Origin of the sequence: Lacisediminihabitans profunda, assembly GCF_008040105.1 — a bacterium.
Classification (GTDB): Bacteria; Actinomycetota; Actinomycetes; order Actinomycetales; family Microbacteriaceae; genus Lacisediminihabitans; species Lacisediminihabitans profunda.
The window spans coordinates 267201-286730 of sequence record NZ_VRMG01000004.1 but is presented as its reverse complement, the minus strand read 5'-3'; the positions used below and the strand labels follow the sequence as shown (position 1 = coordinate 286730).

20 protein-coding genes are annotated in these 19530 nt (G+C 70.7%); 18 read left to right on the top strand and 2 right to left on the bottom strand.

Annotated features, from left to right (window positions below; translation table 11 throughout):
- From FVP33_RS03910 to FVP33_RS03890, 5 genes are read left to right on the top strand one after another with little or no spacing between them, the layout of a single operon-like run.
- Nucleotides 1-1992: a primosomal protein N' family DNA-binding protein gene (locus FVP33_RS03910; protein WP_147782325.1), complete on the top strand. Its 1992-nt coding sequence runs from the start codon at nt 1-3 to the stop codon at nt 1990-1992.
- 29 nt (nt 1993-2021) lie between these two features.
- Nucleotides 2022-2942, top strand: a complete 921-nt coding sequence (fmt, locus tag FVP33_RS03905) for a methionyl-tRNA formyltransferase (RefSeq protein WP_147782456.1) — start codon at nt 2022-2024, stop codon at nt 2940-2942.
- Nucleotides 2939-4354, top strand: coding sequence for an RsmB/NOP family class I SAM-dependent RNA methyltransferase (locus FVP33_RS03900; protein ID WP_147782324.1), 1416 nt, complete (start codon nt 2939-2941; stop codon nt 4352-4354). The genes fmt and FVP33_RS03900 overlap by 4 nt, the downstream gene beginning before the upstream one ends.
- Before the next feature lie 9 nt (nt 4355-4363).
- A complete protein-coding gene (rpe, locus tag FVP33_RS03895) occupies nt 4364-5026 on the top strand; it encodes a ribulose-phosphate 3-epimerase (RefSeq protein WP_147782323.1) in 663 nt (220 codons plus the stop codon).
- Nucleotides 5027-5061: 35 nt separating this feature from the next.
- Nucleotides 5062-5436, top strand: a complete 375-nt coding sequence (locus FVP33_RS03890; protein ID WP_147782322.1) for an FKBP-type peptidyl-prolyl cis-trans isomerase — start codon at nt 5062-5064, stop codon at nt 5434-5436.
- A gap of 25 nt (nt 5437-5461) precedes the next feature.
- Here the strand turns inward: FVP33_RS03890 and FVP33_RS03885 are convergent, their stop codons facing one another.
- Together FVP33_RS03885 and FVP33_RS03880 are read right to left on the bottom strand one after the other, a co-directional pair.
- Complete coding sequence (locus tag FVP33_RS03885; protein ID WP_147782321.1) at nt 5462-6631, bottom strand: molybdopterin molybdotransferase MoeA; 1170 nt, start codon at nt 6629-6631, stop codon at nt 5462-5464.
- On the bottom strand, nt 6628-7512 hold the full coding sequence (locus tag FVP33_RS03880; protein WP_147782320.1) for an NTP transferase domain-containing protein: 885 nt from the start codon (nt 7510-7512) through the stop codon (nt 6628-6630). The genes FVP33_RS03885 and FVP33_RS03880 overlap by 4 nt, the downstream gene beginning before the upstream one ends.
- 96 nt (nt 7513-7608) lie before the next feature.
- Here FVP33_RS03880 and fdhD point away from each other — a divergent pair, with 96 nt between their 5' ends.
- From fdhD to lgt, 13 genes are all read left to right on the top strand, one after another.
- Entirely contained in the window at nt 7609-8487 is an 879-nt protein-coding gene (gene fdhD, locus FVP33_RS03875) for a formate dehydrogenase accessory sulfurtransferase FdhD (protein WP_147782319.1), read from the top strand.
- Nucleotides 8484-10796 carry an FdhF/YdeP family oxidoreductase gene (locus FVP33_RS03870; RefSeq protein WP_246142158.1) on the top strand — a complete coding sequence of 771 codons (2313 nt, stop codon included), beginning with the start codon at nt 8484-8486 and terminating at the stop codon, nt 10794-10796. Before fdhD ends, FVP33_RS03870 begins: the two co-directional genes overlap by 4 nt.
- Nucleotides 10797-10890: 94 nt before the next feature.
- Nucleotides 10891-11154, top strand: a complete 264-nt coding sequence (locus tag FVP33_RS03865; RefSeq protein ID WP_147782318.1) for a phosphoribosyl-ATP diphosphatase — start codon at nt 10891-10893, stop codon at nt 11152-11154.
- Nucleotides 11155-11201: 47 nt separating this feature from the next.
- Entirely contained in the window at nt 11202-12041 is an 840-nt protein-coding gene (gene hisG, locus FVP33_RS03860) for an ATP phosphoribosyltransferase (protein WP_147782317.1), read from the top strand.
- A gap of 2 nt (nt 12042-12043) precedes the next feature.
- On the top strand, nt 12044-12826 hold the full coding sequence (hisF, locus tag FVP33_RS03855; protein ID WP_147782316.1) for an imidazole glycerol phosphate synthase subunit HisF: 783 nt from the start codon (nt 12044-12046) through the stop codon (nt 12824-12826).
- Entirely contained in the window at nt 12810-13211 is a 402-nt protein-coding gene (hisI, locus tag FVP33_RS03850; protein ID WP_147782315.1) for a phosphoribosyl-AMP cyclohydrolase, read from the top strand. Before hisF ends, hisI begins: the two co-directional genes overlap by 17 nt.
- Complete coding sequence (locus FVP33_RS03845; RefSeq protein ID WP_147782314.1) at nt 13204-14742, top strand: anthranilate synthase component I; 1539 nt, start codon at nt 13204-13206, stop codon at nt 14740-14742. The genes hisI and FVP33_RS03845 overlap by 8 nt, the downstream gene beginning before the upstream one ends.
- Nucleotides 14739-15332, top strand: coding sequence for a Trp biosynthesis-associated membrane protein (locus tag FVP33_RS03840; RefSeq protein WP_147782313.1), 594 nt, complete (start codon nt 14739-14741; stop codon nt 15330-15332). Before FVP33_RS03845 ends, FVP33_RS03840 begins: the two co-directional genes overlap by 4 nt.
- Nucleotides 15333-15363: 31 nt before the next feature.
- Nucleotides 15364-15594 carry a DUF6704 family protein gene (locus FVP33_RS03835; RefSeq protein ID WP_147782312.1) on the top strand — a complete coding sequence of 77 codons (231 nt, stop codon included), beginning with the start codon at nt 15364-15366 and terminating at the stop codon, nt 15592-15594.
- A gap of 4 nt (nt 15595-15598) precedes the next feature.
- Nucleotides 15599-16369 carry an indole-3-glycerol phosphate synthase TrpC gene (gene trpC, locus FVP33_RS03830; protein ID WP_147782311.1) on the top strand — a complete coding sequence of 257 codons (771 nt, stop codon included), beginning with the start codon at nt 15599-15601 and terminating at the stop codon, nt 16367-16369.
- Nucleotides 16369-17616, top strand: coding sequence for a tryptophan synthase subunit beta (gene trpB / locus FVP33_RS03825; protein ID WP_147782310.1), 1248 nt, complete (start codon nt 16369-16371; stop codon nt 17614-17616). The genes trpC and trpB overlap by 1 nt, the downstream gene beginning before the upstream one ends.
- On the top strand, nt 17613-18398 hold the full coding sequence (gene trpA / locus FVP33_RS03820; protein ID WP_147782309.1) for a tryptophan synthase subunit alpha: 786 nt from the start codon (nt 17613-17615) through the stop codon (nt 18396-18398). The genes trpB and trpA overlap by 4 nt, the downstream gene beginning before the upstream one ends.
- A gap of 36 nt (nt 18399-18434) precedes the next feature.
- Nucleotides 18435-19520, top strand: a complete 1086-nt coding sequence (lgt, locus tag FVP33_RS03815; RefSeq protein ID WP_147782308.1) for a prolipoprotein diacylglyceryl transferase — start codon at nt 18435-18437, stop codon at nt 19518-19520.
- Nucleotides 19521-19530 lie beyond the last annotated feature (10 nt).

The following is a 19530-nucleotide window of genomic DNA, read 5'->3' as shown; positions in this document are numbered from 1 at the left end:
GTGTCCGCCTCGGCGCGAGTCGCCCGGGTGCTCATCGACTCGCCTCTGCCGCAGCTCGACCGGCTCTTCGATTACCGCATTCCGCCGGAGCTCATCGCCGAGGCGGTGCCGGGAGTGCGGGTGAAGGTGCCGCTGCGCTCGGCGGGGCGCGTGGCCGACGGCATGATCGTCGAGGTGGGGGATGCCGGCGGCTACACCGGTGTGCTGAGCGACCTCGACTCCGTGGTGTCACCGGTGCGCATCCTCACCCCGGAGGTCTGGTCCCTCGCGCGAAGGCTCGCGGATCGCGCGGCCGGCAACGCGAGCGACATCGTGCGTCTGGCCGTGCCCAAGCGCCAGGTGCGCGTGGAGAAGGCCTGGCTGGCGGGCGAATCGGTCGAACCGGCGGAGCCGGTGCACACGGTCGCCGTGCCGGGCTTCGACACCGCCCGGTTCGAATCCGCCCTCGCCGGGGGCGAACGGCTCACCGTGGACTCCGTGCCGGTCGTGGTGGAGGTTCCCGGCGGCCGCTGGGTCGGCCACTGGGCCACCGAGATGGCGGCGGCGGCGACGCTCGCACTCGCGCGGGGCGGCTCCGCCATCCTCTGCGTTCCCGACTACCGCGACCAGGAGCAACTCGTGGCCGCGCTCGAGGCCGTGCTGCCGGCCGAACGCGTGGTGCACCTCGACGCGCGGCAGTCGAACCCCGACCGCTACCGGGCGGTGCTCGCCTGCCTCGGCGAGACCCCGCTCGCCATCGTCGGCAACCGCTCGGTCGTCTACGCCCCGGCCGCGAGGCTCGGCCTGATCGCGATCTGGGACGACGGTGACCCACTGCACGTCGAACCGCTCAGCCCATACGTGCACGCCAGGGATGCCGCGCTCGTGCGCCAGGAGCAGCAGGGCAGCGCGCTGATCTTCTTCGGCCACGCCAGGAGCACCGAGGTGGAGCGGCTGGTGGAGCTCGGCTGGCTCGGCGAGGTCGGACCGGAGCGCTCGTACCAGCCGCGGGTGATCCCGACCTCCCAGCAGGCGGGGCAGGACAGGCTCGCGGCCCGGGCGCGCATCCCCTCGAGCGCGTGGCGGGAGGCGCGATCCGCCCTCGAGCACGGCCCGGTTCTCGTGCAGGTGGCGCGTCCCGGCTACGCCCCCCGGCTGTCCTGCGGCACCTGCGGCCAGACGGCCCGCTGCGCCAAGTGCGACGGCCCGCTCGGCCTCCGCAGCGCCCGCGCGGTGCCGTCCTGCGGCTGGTGCGGGGCGATTGCCGCGGCCTGGGCCTGCGGCAACTGTGAGGGGACCAAGCTCCGCCTCGTCGGCCAGGGCGCCGGCCGCACCGCCGAGGACCTGGGTCGGGCGTTCCCCGGCGTGCGGGTGATCATCGCCGACGGCGAGCGGCCCATTCTCACCGTGGGGTCAGAGCCGGCCCTCATCATCGCCACCCGCGGGGCGGAGCCGGTCGCGGCGGGCGGCTACCGGGCGGTGCTTCTGCTCGACGGGGAGCGGATGATCGCCAGGGAGAGCCTGCGGGTGGGCGAAGACTGCCTGCGCTGGTGGTGCAACGCCGTGGCCCTCGCCGCCCCCGGCGCCACGAGCGTGCTGGTCGGCGTCGGGGGAGCGCTCGCCTCCGCCCTCGCCACCTGGCGGCGGTCGGACTACGCACGGTCGGAGCTGGCCGACCGCCGCCGGCTGCGGTTCCCTCCGGCCGTGCGCGTGGCGACGGTCAGCGGCGGGGAGGATGACGTGCAGCGGGCGGTCGAGTCCATCGCGGGCATCGAGCGGGTCGACGTGCTCGGCCCGGTGGAACTCGCGGCGGGCGGCGTGCGGGCGATCGTGCGGTTCGACTACGGGGAGGGCGCGCCCGTGGCATCCGCCCTGCGCGCCGAGGTCATCCGCAACGCCACCAATCGCCGAAAACGCGCCGGTGGAGCGGCGGGGCGCGCGCCACTGCCTACACTTAAAGTCCGCTTCGACGACGCACTGTCGTTCGACAACACCGAGCAGGTTCTCGGCTGACTACCGGAACGAGCTGACGAATGAGTGATCTGGAGCTGGTCTTCGCCGGCAGCCCGGCGGCCGCCGTGCCGAGCCTGCAGGCGATCGCGGCGAGCCGACACGAGCTGCTCGCGGTGGTCACGCGGGAGGATTCGCCGCAAGGCAGACGTGGGGAGCTGACCCCGACGCCCGTCGCTGCGGCGGCGGACGAACTCGGCTATCCGCTGATCAAGGCCAATCGTCTCGCGGGAGCCGCCACCGAGGCGATCACCGCGCTGCGGCCAGACCTCGGTGTGATCGTGGCCTACGGGGGGCTCGTGCGCGAACCCCTGCTCTCCGTGCCCCGGCTCGGCTGGATCAACCTGCACTTCTCGCTGCTGCCCCGCTGGCGCGGTGCCGCCCCCGTGCAGCGAGCGATCATGGCAGGCGACGACCTGACCGGGGCATCCGTCTTCCAGCTCGTGCCGGAGCTCGACGCCGGAGACGTCTTCGGCCACCTCACCCAACCGATCGGCGCGCACGAGACCGCCGGCCACCTGCTCGACTCGCTCGCGCGCTCCGGCGCCGAGCTGCTGCTCCGCGTCATCGACGCGCTGGCCGACGGCACGGCGCGTGCGGTTCGCCAGCACGGCGACGTGACCCTCGCCCCCAAACTCGACCTGGAGGACGGCCGCATCGATTGGACAGAGCCCGCGACCACCGTCCAGAACAGGATCCGCGGAGTCACTCCGGAACCCGGAGCGTTCACGGCCCTCGACGGCCTGAGGCTCAAGGTGCTCGACAGCCAGATCGCCCGGGACGAGCCGTGTCTCGCGCCGGGGCACCTCGCGCTGTCCGGGCGTCGCCTGCTCGCGGGCACCGGCAGCGAGCCCCTCGAACTGATCTCGGTGCAACCGGCGGGCAAGAAGGCGATGCGCGCCGCCGACTGGTGGCGCGGGCGCGCCGCCGGATCCTCGCTGGTGGCCCAGTGAGCGGCGTGCGCGGCGAACGACGCCGAGACACCCGGCCCGCCCCGGCCGGCCGCGTACAACCCGCCCGCCGGGTGGCGATCGAGGTGATCATGGCCGTGCGGGAGTCGGACGCCTACGCCAACCTCCTGCTCCCGGTGAAGCTCGAGCGGGCGCGCCTCGGCCAGCAGGATGCGGCGCTCGCCACGGAACTGACCTACGGCACCCTGCGCCAGCAGGGCTATTACGACGCCGTGATCCGGCTCGCCGCCAATCGCCCGACCGAGGAGATCGACTCGCCCATCCTCGACGTGTTGCGCCTCGGCGCCCACCAGCTGCTGTCGATGCGGGTGGCCCAGCACGCCGCCGTCGACGAGTCGGTGTCCCTCGCCCACGAGGTCGGAACTCGCTCGGCCGCCGGTTTCGTCAACGGGGTGCTCCGCACCATTTCTCGAAGCACTCCCGACGAGTGGCGCGCACGTGTGATGGCGAGCCCCCGCAGCGATGACGAGCGACTGTCGCTCGAGCATTCGCATCCGGTCTGGGTGGTGCGGGCCTTCCGTCGCGCTCTGGCCGCCGAGGGCAGGGTCGACGAGCTCGAGGACCTCCTCATCGCCGACAACTTCGCCCCCCGGGTGAGCCTGGTGGCCCTTCCCGGCCTCGCCACGATCTCTGAGATCCGGGGCGCGCAGAAGGCCAAGTACTCACCGCTCGCCGCGGTGAGCGACGGCGGGGACCCTGGGCTGTGGCCGGCGGTCGACGAGGGGCGGGCGCGGGTTCAGGACGAGGGCTCCCAGCTCGCGGCCCTCGCGCTCAGCCGGGCGCGGCCGATCGTGCGGGGGGAGCGCTGGCTCGACCTCTGTGCCGGCCCCGGCGGCAAGGCGGCCCTGCTCGCGGCGGAGGCGCTCGAGGGCGGCGCGACTCTGGTCGCCAACGAGGTGACTCCGGCGAGAGCCGAACTGGTGCGCAAGGCCCTGTCGGTGTTCGCCGATCCGCCCCAGGTGCTCGAGTTCGACGGCAGGACGGTGGGCGCGCGGTTCCCAGGGCAGTTCGATCGCATCCTGATCGACGCGCCGTGCACGGGCCTCGGGGCGCTGCGGCGCCGGCCGGAGGCGCGCTGGCGCAAACAGCCGAAGGACGTCGCGGAGCTCGCCGTGCTGCAGGCCGAGCTTCTGGAGTCCGGCCTCAGGGCGCTCGCGCCCGGCGGCATCCTCGCCTACGTCACCTGCTCGCCCCATCTCGCCGAGACCAGGGTCGTCGTGGACACCGTGCTGGCGAAGACGGACGGGGTCGTCAGACTCGACACCCCGGCCGTGCTCGCGGCGGTGACGAAGCGCCCGCTGGACCTGGGAGACACCGGGCTGAACGTGCAGCTGTGGCCGCATCGCCACGGCACGGACGCCATGTTCATCAGCCTGATGCAGCGTTCCCTCTAGGCTCGACTCATGACCGTGCGTATCAACCCGAGCATCCTGACGGCCGATTTCGCGAACCTCGAGCGTGAGCTCGGTCGCATCTCGAGCGCTGATCTCGTGCACGTGGACGTGATGGACAACCACTTCGTGCCCAACCTCACGTTCGGGCAGCGAATGGTCGAGGCCCTGCAGCGGGTGACGCCCCTGCCGCTCGACGTGCACCTGATGATCGACGATCCGGACCGCTGGGCGCCCGGCTATGCGGAGGCCGGGGCGTACTCGGTGACCTTCCACGCCGAGGCGGCCGGGGATGCCGTCGACCTCGCCAGGCGGCTGAGGGACATCGGCGCCCGCGCGGGCCTCGCGGTGAAGCCGGGCACACGGATCGAGCCGTACCTGGAACTGCTGCCCGAGTTCGACCAGGTGCTCGTGATGACAGTCGAGCCGGGATTCGGCGGTCAGAGCTTCATCAGGTCGACGATGCCCAAGCTCGGCCTGCTGCGCGAGGCGGTCACCCGGCTGGGTCTGGACATCTGGCTCCAGGTCGATGGTGGCATCAACGAGGAGACCATCGTGACCGCCGCGGAGGCCGGGGCCGACACGTTCGTCGCCGGGTCCAGCGTCTTCAACGGCGGCGAGGCCGCGGTGCAGATCGCGGCGCTCCGAGCCGCCGTGGCCGCTCACGCGCATTGAACCCGCGGTCGCGCCGACTCTGCTTGAATTGACTCATGACTGAGTCCAACAAGACCAAGCCCGTAATCGAGTTCTACGAGGGGGAGGCCCCCGTCGAGCTCGTCATCAGCGACATCGAGATCGGCACCGGGGCCGAGGCCAAGCCCGGAGACACCGTCGACGTGCATTACCTGGGCGTCGACCTGGAGACGGGCGAGGAGTTCGACTCCTCCTGGAACCGCGGACAGTCCGTCGACTTCCCGCTCGCCTCGCTCATCGCCGGTTGGCAGGTGGGAATCCCCGGCATGAAGGTCGGCGGTCGCCGGCAGCTCGTCGTGCCGCCGCATCTGGCCTATGGCGAACCGGGTGGCGGGCACCGTCTCTCCGGCCGGACGCTCATCTTCATCATCGATCTGCTCGGCGTGCGCTAACCCGCCCCGTCGACCTCGGCGGCGCTCAGCCCCACGGCAGGGCGACCGTCTCCGCCGTCCCGCCGGCCCGAACGCCGGCGGGCGGCACGATGAGCACGCCGGCGGCCTCGGCGAGTCCGCGCATCATGCCCGAACCGAGCCACGGGTTGGCGACCGCGCGGCCGTCGAGAACGCGGTAGGGCACGAGGATGCTCGACCCGGCCCGGCCGGGCAGGGAGTCTGCGGACGTCACGGAGCCGAGCAGCCGCTTCGGCCTGCCGCCGAGCGCGGCGAGCACCGGTTCGACGAGGGTGAGCAGACCCATCATCGCGGCGAGTGGGTTGCCGGGCAGTCCGACCAGGAGGCGACCGTCCGGCAGCCGCGCGAGCAGGCTGGGGCCGCCCGGGCGCATGGCGACGCGGGGGACCAGCACCTCCGCGCCGATCGACCGAAGAGCGGCGTGGATGTGGTCGACGGCCGAGTCTCCGGTGCCTCCCGTCGTGATGACCAGGTCGGAGTCGCGCTGAGCATCGCCCAGCGCGGCGATCGTCGCCGCGAGGTCGTCGCGCACGCGAGAATCCGAGACGACGGCTCCACCGAGCATGCCGAGCACGGCCGGAAGTTGCGGCCCGAAGCTGTCGCGCACCTGGCCGGGGGCCGGGATTCCGGACTCCACAACCTCGTCTCCGGTGAGGAGCAGCGCGATCCGAGGCCGGCGGATCACCCCCAGCTCATCGTGCCCGCCCGCCGCCGCCACGGCGATGTGCGCCGGGTTGATGAGCGTGCCGGCGGCGATCAGAAGGTCGGAGAGCCGTGCCTCGTCACCCGCGGCGCGGATGTGCTGGGCCGGGCGAGGCTCGTCGGTTGTCGACGAGAGCACGAGCCGGCCCGATTGGTCGCGCACGCTGCCGCTCTCGCTGCGCAGCACGGCATCGGCTCCGTCCGGCAGGAGGCCGCCGGTCTGCACCACGGACGCCATGCCCGGGGAGAGGGCACCGGTGGTGATGGCCCACGGTCCTTCGCCACTCACCGCCCAGCCGTCCATGGCCGACGACGCATAGTGCGGGAGGTCGCACAGTGCGAGCACGTCGGCGGCCAGCACCCGACCGACAGCCTCGTCGAGCGGCACGGTCTCGGCGGGGAGAGCGGTCGCCGCCGACGCGAGCGTGCGGGCGGCGTGCCATGCGACTGCACGGCCGCCGGGGCCATCGGTCACCGATCGTCCGACCGGGCGAGGGCGTCCGCGGCCGCCGCCGCGCGCTCGAAGGCCGCGCGCGGCGTGATGGAGCCGCCGGCGGCGGCGAGACCGGCCGCGTAGCCGACTATGTAGGTGGTGAGGGGTGCCGCCGGGCGCATGACCTCGTGTGCGACGGTACCGGCGAGGGCGAGAACGGCGTCCAGATCCACATCGATTCCGTCCACGCCGAGTTCCACGCTCAGCCGGCTGCTCCACCGGGTGAGTGCCGCCATCTTCTCGTCGTCGTCCTGTGCGGGCATGGGGGTCTCCTTGGGTGGTGAGGCGGGGGTGTCGATGCCGAACCGAGCGGCGTCAGTCCAGGTGTCCACGTCGCTCGTCGAGCCGGGCGGCACGGTGGTGCGGGCGAGGTCGAGTCCGGCGAGCAGCGCGCGCACCGAGAGGTTCTCGAGGCGGGACGCGTGCGAGCGCACGGCGGCGGCGAGCGACGCCGTGCGGTAGACCGCCGCGAGATACTGCGGACTTCCCGTCTCGTCGACCGCGATGGCCCCGTCGACCGCGTGGCCGGCCCGCTCGAGCAGCGGCGGCACGGCCCCGGCGATGGCCGGCATGTCACAGGCGAGCACGAGCAGGTAGTCCGAGCAGTCGTCGCCCAGCGCCGCCAGCCCGGCCGCGATCGCCGCCGCCGGTCCGGCGAACGCGGGCGACTCCCGCACCACGAGCGCCCCCGCCGGCACCACCAGGACGGCGGGATCGCCCACCACGACCGTTCGTCGGGCGCCGGCCGCCGCATCCAGCGTGACCGTGAGCAGCGCCCGGTCGCCGATCCGCAGCGCTGCCTTCGGCTCTCCGCCGAGCCGGGAGGACCGGCCCCCGGCGAGCACGATGGCGTCGAAGTTCATGCCGACAACTCTAGGACGGCGGGCCAGCCGGGGAATCTGGCACGAATCTGGTACGGCAGGGGTGCGCCGGAGGCCCGCCGATGCTAGGCATGGAGCATGGGCAGAATCACGACACGACGCAGGGTCACGCGGGTCACGGTCGACGGAGGAGCGGTGCGGCGAGAGGACCTGCTCGCCGTCGAGGAGCCGCTCGAGATCCGGGTCGGTGGCAGGGCGCTCGCCATCACGATGCGTACGCCGGGGCACGACTTCGATCTGGCCGCGGGATTCCTCGTCTCGGAGGGCGTGGTCTCGCGGGCCGAGCACTTCGCCACAGCTCGCTACTGCGCCGGGGCGACGGTGGACGGGGAGAACACCTACAACGTTCTCGACGTGACGCTCGGCCCCGGGGTTCCGGCGCCCGATCCGAGCCTCGAGCGCAACTTCTTCACGACGAGCTCGTGCGGCCTGTGCGGCAAGGCGAGCATCGACGCGGTACGCACGCTGTCCGCCTTCGATGTCGCCGAGGATGACCTCCGCATCGACGCCGGGCTGCTGGCGGCCTTCCCCGACCGGCTGCGGGCCGGGCAGGACGTATTCGAGAAGACGGGAGGCCTGCACGCCGCGGCGCTCTTCGACGGGTCGACGGGCGAGATGCTCGTGCTGCGGGAGGACGTGGGCCGGCACAACGCGGTCGACAAGCTCGTCGGCTGGGCGCTCACCCAGGGCCTGCTCCCGCTGCGCGGGATGGTGCTCATGGTCTCCGGCCGGGCGAGCTTCGAACTGACCCAGAAGGCGTCGATGGCGGGAATCCCCTTTCTCGCCGCCGTCTCCGCGCCGTCGTCGCTCGCCGTCGACCTGGCCGTGGAGGTCGGCATGACGGTAGTCGGCTTTCTTCGCGGCCCGTCGATGGTCGTCTATTCGGGCGAGGAGAGGCTCGTCGGCGGACTGGTCGCGGCACATCCGGGCTCTCGAGAAGGGGCGGTCTCACTGTGACGAAGAAGCCGATCAACGAGGGGAACTCCTACCCCGACCTGACTGTGACGCCGAACGAGGACTGGGCGGTCGGCCTGCCTGCCATCTATCACTCGATGGAGCCCGCAATCGCGCAGCTCGGCCTCACCCGAACGGCGAAGCTGATGACGTCGATCAACCAGAAGGACGGCTTCGACTGCATGAGCTGCGCCTGGCCGGATCCGGATGACCGCAAGGCGCTGGAATTCTGCGAGAACGGGGCGCGCGCGGTCACCTGGGAGGCGACCCCGGTCACCGTCCCGTCGAGCTTCTGGTCGGAGCACTCCCTCACCGACCTCCTCGACAAGTCGGAGTATTGGCTGGGCATGCAGGGCCGGCTCGTGGAACCGGTCTACAAGGCGGCGGGCTCCGACCATTACGAGCCGGTGAGTTGGGAACGGGCGATCGGCATCGTCGCCGACCGCCTGAAGGGGCTCGCCTCTCCCGACGAGGCCGCGTTCTACACGAGCGGCCGCACCGCCAATGAGACGGCCTTCGTCTACCAGCTGTTCGCCCGCGCCTTCGGCACGAACAACCTGCCTGACTGCTCGAACATGTGCCACGAGTCGACCGGGACGGCGCTCGGTGAGACGATCGGCATCGGCAAGTCGACGATCGCCTACGACGACTTCGAACGCACGGACCTGATCATCATCATGGGTCAGAACCCCGGCACGAATCATCCCAGGATGCTCACCGCGCTCGAGGACGCGAAGCGCTCCGGGGCGAGCATCGTCGCGGTCAACCCGCTGCCCGAGGCCGGCCTCCTGCGCTACAAGAACCCGCAGCGGGTGCGCGGGCTGCTCGGCAAGGGCACCACTATCGCCGATCAGTTCGTGCAGATCCGGTCCGGCGGCGACATGGCCCTCCTCCAGGCGCTGTCGAAGCGCGTGCTCGACGCGGAGGACGCGAACCCCGGCACCGTGCTCGACCACGACTTCCTCGACCGTCACACCCAGGGCCTCGACGACTTCCGGGCCCACCTGGCGGACCTCGACGAGGACGCCGTTCTCGCCGCGACCGGGATCGCGGCGTCCGAGATCGACGAGCTGGCCGAACGCTACCTGGCAGCGGACCGGGTGATCATCACCTGGGCGATGGGGCTCACGCAGCAGAAGAAGGCCGTCGACACGCTCAAGGAGATCATCAACCTGCTGCTGCTGCGCGGCAACATCGGCAAGCCCGGGGCCGGGGCGTCGCCGATCCGCGGGCACAGCAACGTGCAGGGCGACCGCACGATGGGCATCTGGGAGCAGATGCCAGAGCCGTTCCTCGACGCGATCGAGGCGGAGTTCGGCTTCGCCCCGCCGCGGGAGCACGGCATGGATTCGCTCAAGACAGTGGCCGGCCTCCAGCGGGGAGACGTGAAGGTCTTCTTCGCGGTGGGCGGCAACTTCGTCGCGGCCATCTCGGACACCGAGGCGGCCGAGGCGGCGATGCGCGGCACGGAGCTCACGGTGCAGGTCTCCACCAAGCTCAACCGTTCGCACGTCGTGACGGGCACGGAGGCGCTCATCATGCCCACGCTCGGACGCACCGACTTCGACCTGCAGGCGAGCGGCCCACAGTTCCTCTCGGTGGAGGACACGGTGTGCGCCGTGCACGCCACCCACGGAAGCCTGCCGCCGGTCGACCCCCGGCTGCTCTCCGAGGTGTCGATCATCACCAGGCTCGCGACGGCGGTGCTCGGCGACAGCGTGCCCGTCGACTGGGCGGGCATGGAGCGCGACTACGACGTGATCCGCGACCACATCAGCCGCGTCGTGCCCGGTTTCGAGAATTTCAACGCGCAGGTGCGCCGCAAGGGCGGTTTCGTGCTGCCGAACGGCCCGCGAGACTCCCGCACCTTCGCCACCGCGACCGGCAGGGCGATGATCACCGTCAACCACCTCGAGCACCTGGAACGGCCGGCCGGGCGTCTCATCCTGCAGACCCTGCGGTCACACGACCAGTTCAACACCACGATCTACAGCCTCAACGACCGGTATCGCGGAATCCACAACGGCCGGGACGTGGTGTTCGTGAATCCGCAGGACATCGCCGAACTCGGGCTCGAAGACGGCCAGCGGGTCGATATCTTCAGCGAGTGGCCGGACGAGCCGGACCGGGTTCTCCGGGGCTACCGGGTGGTGTCGTATCCCACGGCGAAGGGCTGCGCGGCAGCCTACTTCCCGGAGGCGAACGTGCTGATCCCGCTCGCCAGCGCGGCCGACGGCAGCAACACCCCCGTCTCCAAGGCGGTGGTCGTGCGGCTCGAACCGGTGTCGGCCGGGTCCACTGTTCCCGTCTGACACCACTGTGCCGGCTCGACGCGGCCCGGACGTGTCAGACGGGAACCGCGGACCGGTGACGGGCGGCCGCCCAACCACCGGTAACGTTGTGCCTGTGAAAACGTTCGACGATCTCTTCCTGGAGCTCAGCGAGAAGGCCGTGTCCCGCCCAGCGGGCTCCGGTACCGTCGCGGAGCTCGACGCCGGTGTGCACGCGATCGGCAAGAAGATCGTGGAGGAGGCCGCCGAGGTGTGGATGGCCGCCGAGTACCAGTCGGACGTCGAGACGGCCGAGGAGATCTCCCAGCTGATCTACCACCTCCAGGTGCTCATGGTGGCGAAGGGCCTGACGACGGCGGATGTCTACCGACATCTGTGAGCCGTCCGCCGCATCCACCCCCAGCAGCTGAGAAGAGAATGACCGAAATGTTGCGAGTCGCAGTGCCCAACAAGGGCTCCCTGAGCGAGACCGCGGCCGAAATGCTCTCCGAGGCCGGCTACGCCGGCCGGCGGGACCCTCGTGCCCTCAACGTGGCCGATCCGCGCAACGATGTGGAGTTCTTCTATCTGCGTCCGCGCGACATCGCCACCTACGTCGGTTCCGGCGCCCTCGACGTGGGCATCACCGGCCGCGACCTGCTGCTCGACTCCGGGTCGAGCGCCGTCGAGATCGCGAGCCTCGACTTCGGCTCGTCCACCTTCCGCTTCGCCGGCCCGAGCGGTCGGTTCGGTTCCCTCGACGACCTCGCCGGGCACCGCGTCGCCACGAGCTATCCCGGACTGGTCGGCGGATTCCTCGCGAAGGCGGGGGTCAGCGTCGACCTCGTCTCGCTCGACGGCGCCGTCGAATCCGCCGTTCGCCTCGGGGTCGCGGATGCCGTGGCAGACGTCGTGTCGACCGGTTCGACGTTGCGGGCGCAGGGCCTCGAGATCTTCGGGCCGGTCATTCTCGAGTCGTCGGCGGTGCTGATCAGCGCGCGGGACGACCTGCCGGGAATCGCTATTCTGCACCGGCGGCTGCAGGGGGTTCTCGTCGCCCGGCAGTACGTGCTCATGGACTACGACCTCCCGCTCGCCCTGCTCGAGGCGGCCTCGGCGATCACTCCCGGTCTCGAGTCGCCGACGGTGTCGCCGCTGCGTGACCGCGACTGGGTCGCCGTGCGCGTGATGGTGCCACGACAGGACACCAACCAGGTGATGGACGCGCTCTACGATCTCGGGGCGCGCGCCATCCTGGTCAGCCCCATCCACGCGGCTCGGATCTGACCATGCCGGTTTCGGTGCGTGTGATCCCGTGCCTCGACGTGGCAGCCGGCCGGGTCGTGAAGGGTGTGAACTTCGAGAACCTGCGCGACGCCGGGGACCCCGTCGAACTCGCCAGACGCTACTACGAGCAGGGCGCCGACGAGATCACCTTCCTCGACGTGACCGCGACCGTCGACAACCGCGACACGACCTACGACGTCGTGCGGGCGACGGCGGAACAGGTCTTCATCCCGCTCACCGTCGGCGGTGGAGTGCGCGGCACGGAGGACGTGAGCCGACTGCTCGCCAGCGGGGCCGACAAGGTCGGACTGAACAGCGCGGCGATCATGAGGCCGCCGCTGGTCGGTGAGATCGCCGACCGGTTCGGAGCGCAGGTGCTCGTGCTGTCACTGGACGTGAAGCGCTCGACGAGCACGGCATCCGGCTTCGTCGTCACGACCCACGGTGGCCGGCGCGAGACCACCCTCGACGCCCTCGACTGGGCCAGGGAGGTGATCGAGCGCGGGGCGGGCGAACTGCTCGTCAACTCGATCGACGCGGACGGCACCAAGGCGGGCTTCGACCTCGAGCTCGTGCGGGTCATGCGCGAGCTGTCGAGCGTGCCGGTGATCGCCAGCGGTGGCGCCGGCCGCGTCGAGGACTTCGCCCCGGCGATCGAGGCCGGCGCAGACGCCGTGCTCGCCGCCTCGGTGTTCCACAATGGGGAACTGACGGTGGGCGATGTCAAGCGCGAGCTGGCCAGAGCAGGATTCCTGGTGAGGGAGAACCATGGCGTATTCGAGTGACGTGGCCGACAAGAGCGTGGATGCCGTGCTCCGGCGCGCGAGTTTCAACGCCGACGGACTGCTCCCGGCCATCATTCAGCAGTGGGACACCCGCGAGGTGCTCATGCTCGGCTACATGGACGCCGAGGCACTTCGCCGCACCCTCACGGAGGGCAGGGTCACCTTCTGGTCCCGGTCCCGGCAGGAGTACTGGCGCAAGGGCGACACGTCTGGCCACCGGCAGTACGTCAAGAGCGCGGCCTTCGACTGCGACTCGGACACCCTGCTCGTGACCGTCGAGCAGATCGGTGCCGCCTGCCACACCGGCGCGCACGCCTGTTTCGACGTCGACCCGCTCGAGCCGGTCGTCGGCTCATCGAGCGATGAGGGAACTGCCCATGAATGACACGACCTCCCGCGCCCAATTCGACTCGCTGCTGGGCGACCATCGGGTGGTCCCGGTGATCCGCGAGCTCTTCGCCGACGGCGAGACCCCGGTGGGCATCTACCGCAAGCTCGCGGCCGGCGCCCCGGGCACCTTCCTGCTCGAATCGGCCGAGCAGGGCGGCATCTGGTCGCGCTACTCCTTCATCGGGGTGTCCAGTTTCGGGGTGCTCACCCAGTCCACGGACGAGGGCGGAACGGCCGCCGCGGTGTGGCTCGACTACGGCCTCCCCGCCGAGCGCGCCCTCGGCTCCGATGCCCCGACCGCCCCGCTCGAGGCGCTGGGCCACCTCTACGAACGGTGGGGAACGCCGCACGTGCCCGGTCATCCTCCGCTCACGGGCGGGCTCGTCGGCTTCATCGGCTGGGAGGCCATCCGCCAGATCGAGCGGCTGCCGAACGTGCCGCCCGCCGATTATGCGGTGCCCGGCCAGGCCATGAGCTTCGTCGCGGAGCTGGTGGTCGTGGATCACCGCACCGGCAGCGTGCTGCTCATCGCGACGGCGCTCAACGACGGGGCGGAGTCCGGCGATGACCTGTGGGTGGGGGCGCAGCAGCGCCTCGACGGCATGCAGGCACGGCTCGCCGAGCCGACGGAGGCGTGGCTCGCCGAGGTCGACCTCACCGTGCCGGCCACGCCGCGGGCGCGGATGGAACCGGACGCGTACATGGCCCTCGTCGACCGGGCGAAGCAGTACATCCGAGACGGCGACGTGTTCCAGGTCGTGATCTCGCAGCGTTTCGACCAGGAGATCACCGCGCATCCGATCGATGTCTACCGCGTGCTGCGCAACCTGAACCCGAGCCCGTACATGTACCTGCTCTCGCTGCTCACGCCGGAGGGCGAGCCGTACTGGATCGTCGGCTCGTCGCCCGAGGCGCTCGTCAAGATCGAGGGCGATCGCGTCTACATGCATCCCATCGCCGGCTCGCGCCCGCGCGGAGCCAGCCCGGAGGAGGACCTCGCGTTGTCCGAGGAGCTGCTGGCCGACGCGAAGGAGCGCTCGGAGCACCTCATGCTGGTCGACCTCGCGAGGAACGACCTACTCAAGGTGTGCATCCCGGGCACCGTGGAGGTGACCGAATTCATGCGGGTCGAGCGGTTCAGCCACATCATGCACCTCGTGTCGTCGGTGGAGGGCGACCTGCGGCCGGAGGCGAACTCGCTCGACGTGTTCCGCGCCACCTTCCCGGCCGGCACCCTGTCCGGCGCGCCCAAGCCCCGCGCCCTCGAGATCATCGACGAGCTCGAGGTCGCCCAGCGCGGCGTCTACGGGGGAGTCGTCGGGTACTTCGGCTTCGCCGGAGACCTCGACCTCGCGATCGCGATCAGGACGACGACCATCATCGGCGGCACGGCCCACGTCCAGGCGGGCGGCGGCCTCGTCGCGGACTCCGTGCCGGCGGCCGAGCACCAGGAGAGCCAGAACAAGGCAGCGGCGCCCCTCCGGGCCGTCGCGGTGGCCAACGCCATGCGCCGGGTGACCGGATGACCTCCGGCCGTCGACTGAAGAGCATCGGCCTGCTCGGCGGTCTGGTCGTCAGCGGGCTCACCCTCCTCACCTGGACCGGCCAGTGGTTCTCCCTGAGACTCGGCGCCTCCGGGTCGGGCACCACCACCCTCAGCGTGACCGGCGGAGTCGCCGCGCCCGGACTGATCGCCCTGGCCCTCGCGGGCCTCGCGCTCGTGGCGGCCCTCGCGATCGCCGGGCCGGTGTTCCGGATCGTGCTCGGCGTGCTGCAGGCCCTCCTCGGCTTCACCGTGGCGTTCTCGAGCGTCGTCGCCCTGGCGGATCCGGTTGCCGCATCCTCCACGGCCGTCACGGCCGCCACCGGTGTGAGTGGCACCGCGTCGGTGTCCCGGCTCGTGCTCTCGGTGACGCAGACCGCCTGGCCCTGGATCGCGGTCATCGTCGGCGTTGCCACGATCGGCCTGGGGATTTTCGTGCTTGTGAGTTCGAGGCGCTGGCCCGGTTCCTCCCGGCGCTACCAGCCGGTGACGTTCGAACCGGCGGAACCCGGCGCCAACGCGGTCTCCGACTGGGACACGTTGAGCGGCGGCAGCGATCCGACCTCACGCTAGACTTTTGGCTGAACACCCACGAAGGAGACCTGTGAGCGACGAATTTCCAGAGCCAGGCGAAGGCAACTCGCTGGCGGCCTGGACCGCTGTGATCATCATGCTGATTGCCTTCACGATCGGTACGGTCGCATTCTTCTTCGACCTCCCGGTCGTCGTCTGGGCGTCCGCGGTCCTCCTCGTGATCGGCCTGATCGTCGGTGCGGTGCTCGCCCGTCTGGGCTACGGCGTCAACGGCGACAAGACCATGGCGAAGGACCACTGACCCGGTGTTAGCCGATCTAGTCGCCGGCGCCCTCCACGACGCCTCCGATCGTCGCGCCGGTCGCGGCCTCGCGGAGGTGGAGGCGGCCGCGCTGGCGCGTGAGCCTGCCATCGACGCCCTCGTCTCCCTGGCCCCGGCCGACCGCGTGAAGATCATCGCCGAGGTCAAGCGATCGAGCCCGTCTCGCGGTGCCCTCGCCGAGATCCCCGATCCGGCAGCACTCGCCTCGTCATACGAGCGCGGGGGAGCCAGCGCCATCAGCGTGCTCACCGAGCAACGCAAGTTCGGTGGATCGCTCGCCGATCTCGAGGCCGTCCGCAACGCCGTTCGGCTTCCGGTGCTGCGCAAGGACTTCATCGCCGACCCGTACCAGGTGTTCGAGGCGCGAGCCGCCGGAGCCGATCTGGTGCTGCTCATCGTCGCGGCGCTCGATCAGGACGATCTGCAGGGCCTCTTCACCCTCACCCGCGAGCTGGGGATGACGGCCCTCGTCGAGACGCACAGCGCGGACGAACTGTCCCGCGCGCTCGACATCGGCGCCGGACTCGTGGGCGTGAATGCCCGCGACCTGTCGACCTTCGAACTCGACCAGGAGCTCTTCGGGCGTCTGGCCGGGCACATCCCGTCCGGCGTCATCCGGGTCGCGGAGTCCGCCGTGAAGTCCGCGGCCGATGTTGCGCACTACCGTGAGGCCGGCGCAGACGTCGTGCTCGTGGGCGAGGCTCTCGTCACCGGCGACCCCGTACGCACCCTCGCAGAATTCCTGGCCGTCTGATGGCGCTGCGCGACGAACAGGGCCCCTATTTCGGCGAGTACGGCGGCCGTTTCGTGCCGGAGTCGCTCATCGCGGCCCTCGACGAGCTCGACGCGGCCTACCGGGCGGCGAAGGTCGACCCGACCTTCCAGGCGGAGCTCGCCGAGCTTCATGCGACGTACACCGGTCGCCCATCGATCATCACCGAGGTGCCCCGCTTCGCGGAACACGCGGGCGGCGCCCGGGTGATCCTCAAGCGCGAAGACCTCAACCACACCGGCTCGCACAAGATCAACAACGTGCTCGGCCAGGCCCTGCTCGCGAAGCGGCTCGGCAAGACGCGGCTCATCGCCGAGACCGGCGCCGGCCAGCACGGGGTCGCCACGGCCACCGCCGCCGCTCTGTTCGGCATGGAGTGCGTGGTCTACATGGGCGAGGTCGACACCGAGCGGCAGGCCCTCAACGTGGCGCGGATGAGGTTGCTCGGGTCCGAGGTCATCCCGGTGACCGCCGGCTCCCGCACCCTCAAGGACGCCATCAACGAGGCGCTGAGGGACTGGGTCGCCAACGTCGATTCCACCCACTACCTTCTCGGCACCGTTGCCGGCCCGCATCCGTTCCCCGTCATGGTGCGGGACTTCCACAAGATCATCGGCGAGGAGGCGCGCCAGCAGGTGCTCGACCTCACCGGGCGCCTGCCGGACGCCGTCACGGCCTGCGTCGGCGGCGGCTCGAACGCGATGGGAATCTTCCACGCCTTCCTCGACGACCCGGAGGTGGCACTGTTCGGGTACGAGGCGGCAGGCGAGGGTGCGGAGACGCCGCGGCACGCCGCGACCATCACCAAGGGCCGGCCCGGCGTGCTGCACGGCGCGCGTAGCTACATGCTGCAGAACGAGGACGGTCAGACCGTGGAGTCGCACTCGATCTCCGCGGGTCTCGACTACCCCGGCGTCGGCCCCGAACACGCGTGGCTCGCCGACATCGGTCGCGCGCGCTACCTTCCGGTGACGGATGACGAGGCCATGAGCGCCATGCGCCTGCTGGCCAGGACCGAGGGCATCATTCCGGCCATCGAGTCCGCGCACGCCCTCGCCGGAACCCTCGAACTCGGGCGCGTGCTCGGTCCGGACTCGGTGATCCTGGTGAACCTGAGCGGCCGCGGCGACAAGGACATGGAGACCGCCGGCAAGTACTTCGACATCCTCGACACCGCGGCGCTCACGGCCGACCACGTCGACGACGGCGCCCGTGGGGACACCGCGTGACCGGCGTCGCCTCGGTCATCGCCGCGCGCAAGGCCGCGGGCAGCGGTGCCCTCATCGGCTACCTGCCCGCCGGGTTCCCCGACCTGCGCACCAGCATCGAGGCAGCCGTCGCGATCGCCGAGAACGGCGTCGACGTGATCGAACTCGGCCTGCCGTACTCCGACCCGGTCATGGACGGCTCCGTCATCCAGGCGGCTACCCTCCAGGCGCTCAACGCCGGGTTCCGCATCCGGGACGGCCTCGATGCGGTGGCGGAGATCACGTCGCGGGTGAACGTGCCGGTGCTCGTGATGACCTACTGGAACCCCGTTGTGCAGTACGGGGTCGATCGGTTCGCCGATGAGCTTCTCGCCGCCGGCGGCGCCGGACTGATCACCCCCGACCTCATCCCGGACGAGGCGCGCGACTGGCTCGCGGCCTCGGAGCGCACCGGTCTCGACCGGGTCTTCCTCGCAGCACCGTCGTCCACCGACGCGCGGCTCGCCCAGGCGGTCGCGAGCAGTCGCGGCTTCGTCTACGCGGTCTCCACCATGGGCATCACCGGCGCGCGCAGCGACGTCGACAGCGCAGCGAAGACCCTCGTGGCGCGCCTCAGGGCCGTCGGCGCCACCTCGACCTGTGTCGGCCTGGGCATCTCGACGCCGGAACAGGTGCGAGAAGTCCTGCAGTACGCCGACGGGGCGATCGTGGGTTCCGCGCTCGTCAAGGCCCTCTCCGACGGGGGAGTGCCCGCCGTCGCCGCGACGGCGGCCCGCCTCGCGACGGGCTGTACGCTTAGCTAGTTCTCCGCAGCTCCGGTACGAAAGGCACCCTGGATCTTGGTTCTCCCCGCAAGCATTCCCAGTCCCGACCAGTCGTGGCAGGTCTTCAACCTCGGCCAGTGGCTTCGGGACATCGGTCTCTCGTGGTTCGGTTACGACATCAACATCCGCGCCTACGCCATCTGCATCCTGATCGGCATCGTGGTCGCGACCGTCATGACCTACTACCGCCTCAAGCGCCGCGGCGCGGACGGCGGCGTCGTTCTTGACATCGCGCTCTGGGCCGTGCCGTTCGGAATCGTCGGGGCGAGGTTCTTCCACGTGGTCACCCACCCGGACGACTACTTCGGCCCGACCCACGCGTTCTGGCACGTCTTCGCCATCTGGGAGGGCGGCATCGCGATCTTCGGCGCCCTCATCCTCGGCGCCCTCGGCGCCTACATCGGCTGCCGGATCGCCGGGGTTCGCTTCTGGAGCTTCGCCGATGCCCTCGCGCCCGGCCTGCTCCTCGCGCAGGCCTTCGGCCGCTTCGGCAACTGGTTCAACCACGAGCTGTTCGGACTGCCCACCAACCTCCCGTGGGGCCTCCAGATCGAGTCGAGCAACCCCGCCTTCCCGGCCGGGCTCCCGGCCGGCACCCTCTTCCACCCCACGTTCCTGTACGAGATCATCTGGAACGTCGTCGGCGTCATGGTCCTACTCGCCATCGAGCGCAAGCACAGCTGGCGCCGCAGCGAGCGATTCGGCCTGCCGGTGCCCGTGCCGGGCGCCTACCGGTTGCAGTGGGGCAGGGTGCTCGGCCTCTACCTCGTCTGGTATGGCATCGGCCGCAGCTTCTTCGAGTCGATCCGCATCGACCCGAGCCTGATCTTCCTCGGCGTGCGCACCAACGTGTGGGCGGCCTGGGGCGCCATCCTCGTCGGCCTCGTGATCATCATCGTGCAGTCGCGCCGTCACCCTGGACTCGAGCCGAGCGTCTACCTCCCCGGTCGCGAATGGTCGCCCGCCGCTGCGGTAGACTCTGACGACACGTACACGGACAGCGACGAAGATGGCAACGATGCCGAGGTCGACACCACAACATCGTCCGTCGCGTCGAAAGCCAGGAAGTCCGTCACAAGCGAGGCTGGCCCACGGTCGTAGTACACACGAC

What these genes read in the sequence shown, in the direction of transcription:
- trpB (WP_147782310.1), top strand. Translation starts at nt 16,369, where the DNA reads ATGGCGCTGCGCGACGAACAGGGCCCCTATTTCGGCGAGTACGGCGGC.
- FVP33_RS03845 (WP_147782314.1), top strand. Translation starts at nt 13,204, where the DNA reads ATGAATGACACGACCTCCCGCGCCCAATTCGACTCGCTGCTGGGCGAC.
- fdhD (WP_147782319.1), top strand. Translation starts at nt 7,609, where the DNA reads ATGGGCAGAATCACGACACGACGCAGGGTCACGCGGGTCACGGTCGAC.
- FVP33_RS03880 (WP_147782320.1), bottom strand. Translation starts at nt 7,512, where the DNA reads ATGAACTTCGACGCCATCGTGCTCGCCGGGGGCCGGTCCTCCCGGCTC.
- hisG (WP_147782317.1), top strand. Translation starts at nt 11,202, where the DNA reads ATGTTGCGAGTCGCAGTGCCCAACAAGGGCTCCCTGAGCGAGACCGCG.
- rpe (WP_147782323.1), top strand. Translation starts at nt 4,364, where the DNA reads ATGACCGTGCGTATCAACCCGAGCATCCTGACGGCCGATTTCGCGAAC.
- FVP33_RS03890 (WP_147782322.1), top strand. Translation starts at nt 5,062, where the DNA reads ATGACTGAGTCCAACAAGACCAAGCCCGTAATCGAGTTCTACGAGGGG.
- hisI (WP_147782315.1), top strand. Translation starts at nt 12,810, where the DNA reads ATGGCGTATTCGAGTGACGTGGCCGACAAGAGCGTGGATGCCGTGCTC.
- hisF (WP_147782316.1), top strand. Translation starts at nt 12,044, where the DNA reads ATGCCGGTTTCGGTGCGTGTGATCCCGTGCCTCGACGTGGCAGCCGGC.
- FVP33_RS03840 (WP_147782313.1), top strand. Translation starts at nt 14,739, where the DNA reads ATGACCTCCGGCCGTCGACTGAAGAGCATCGGCCTGCTCGGCGGTCTG.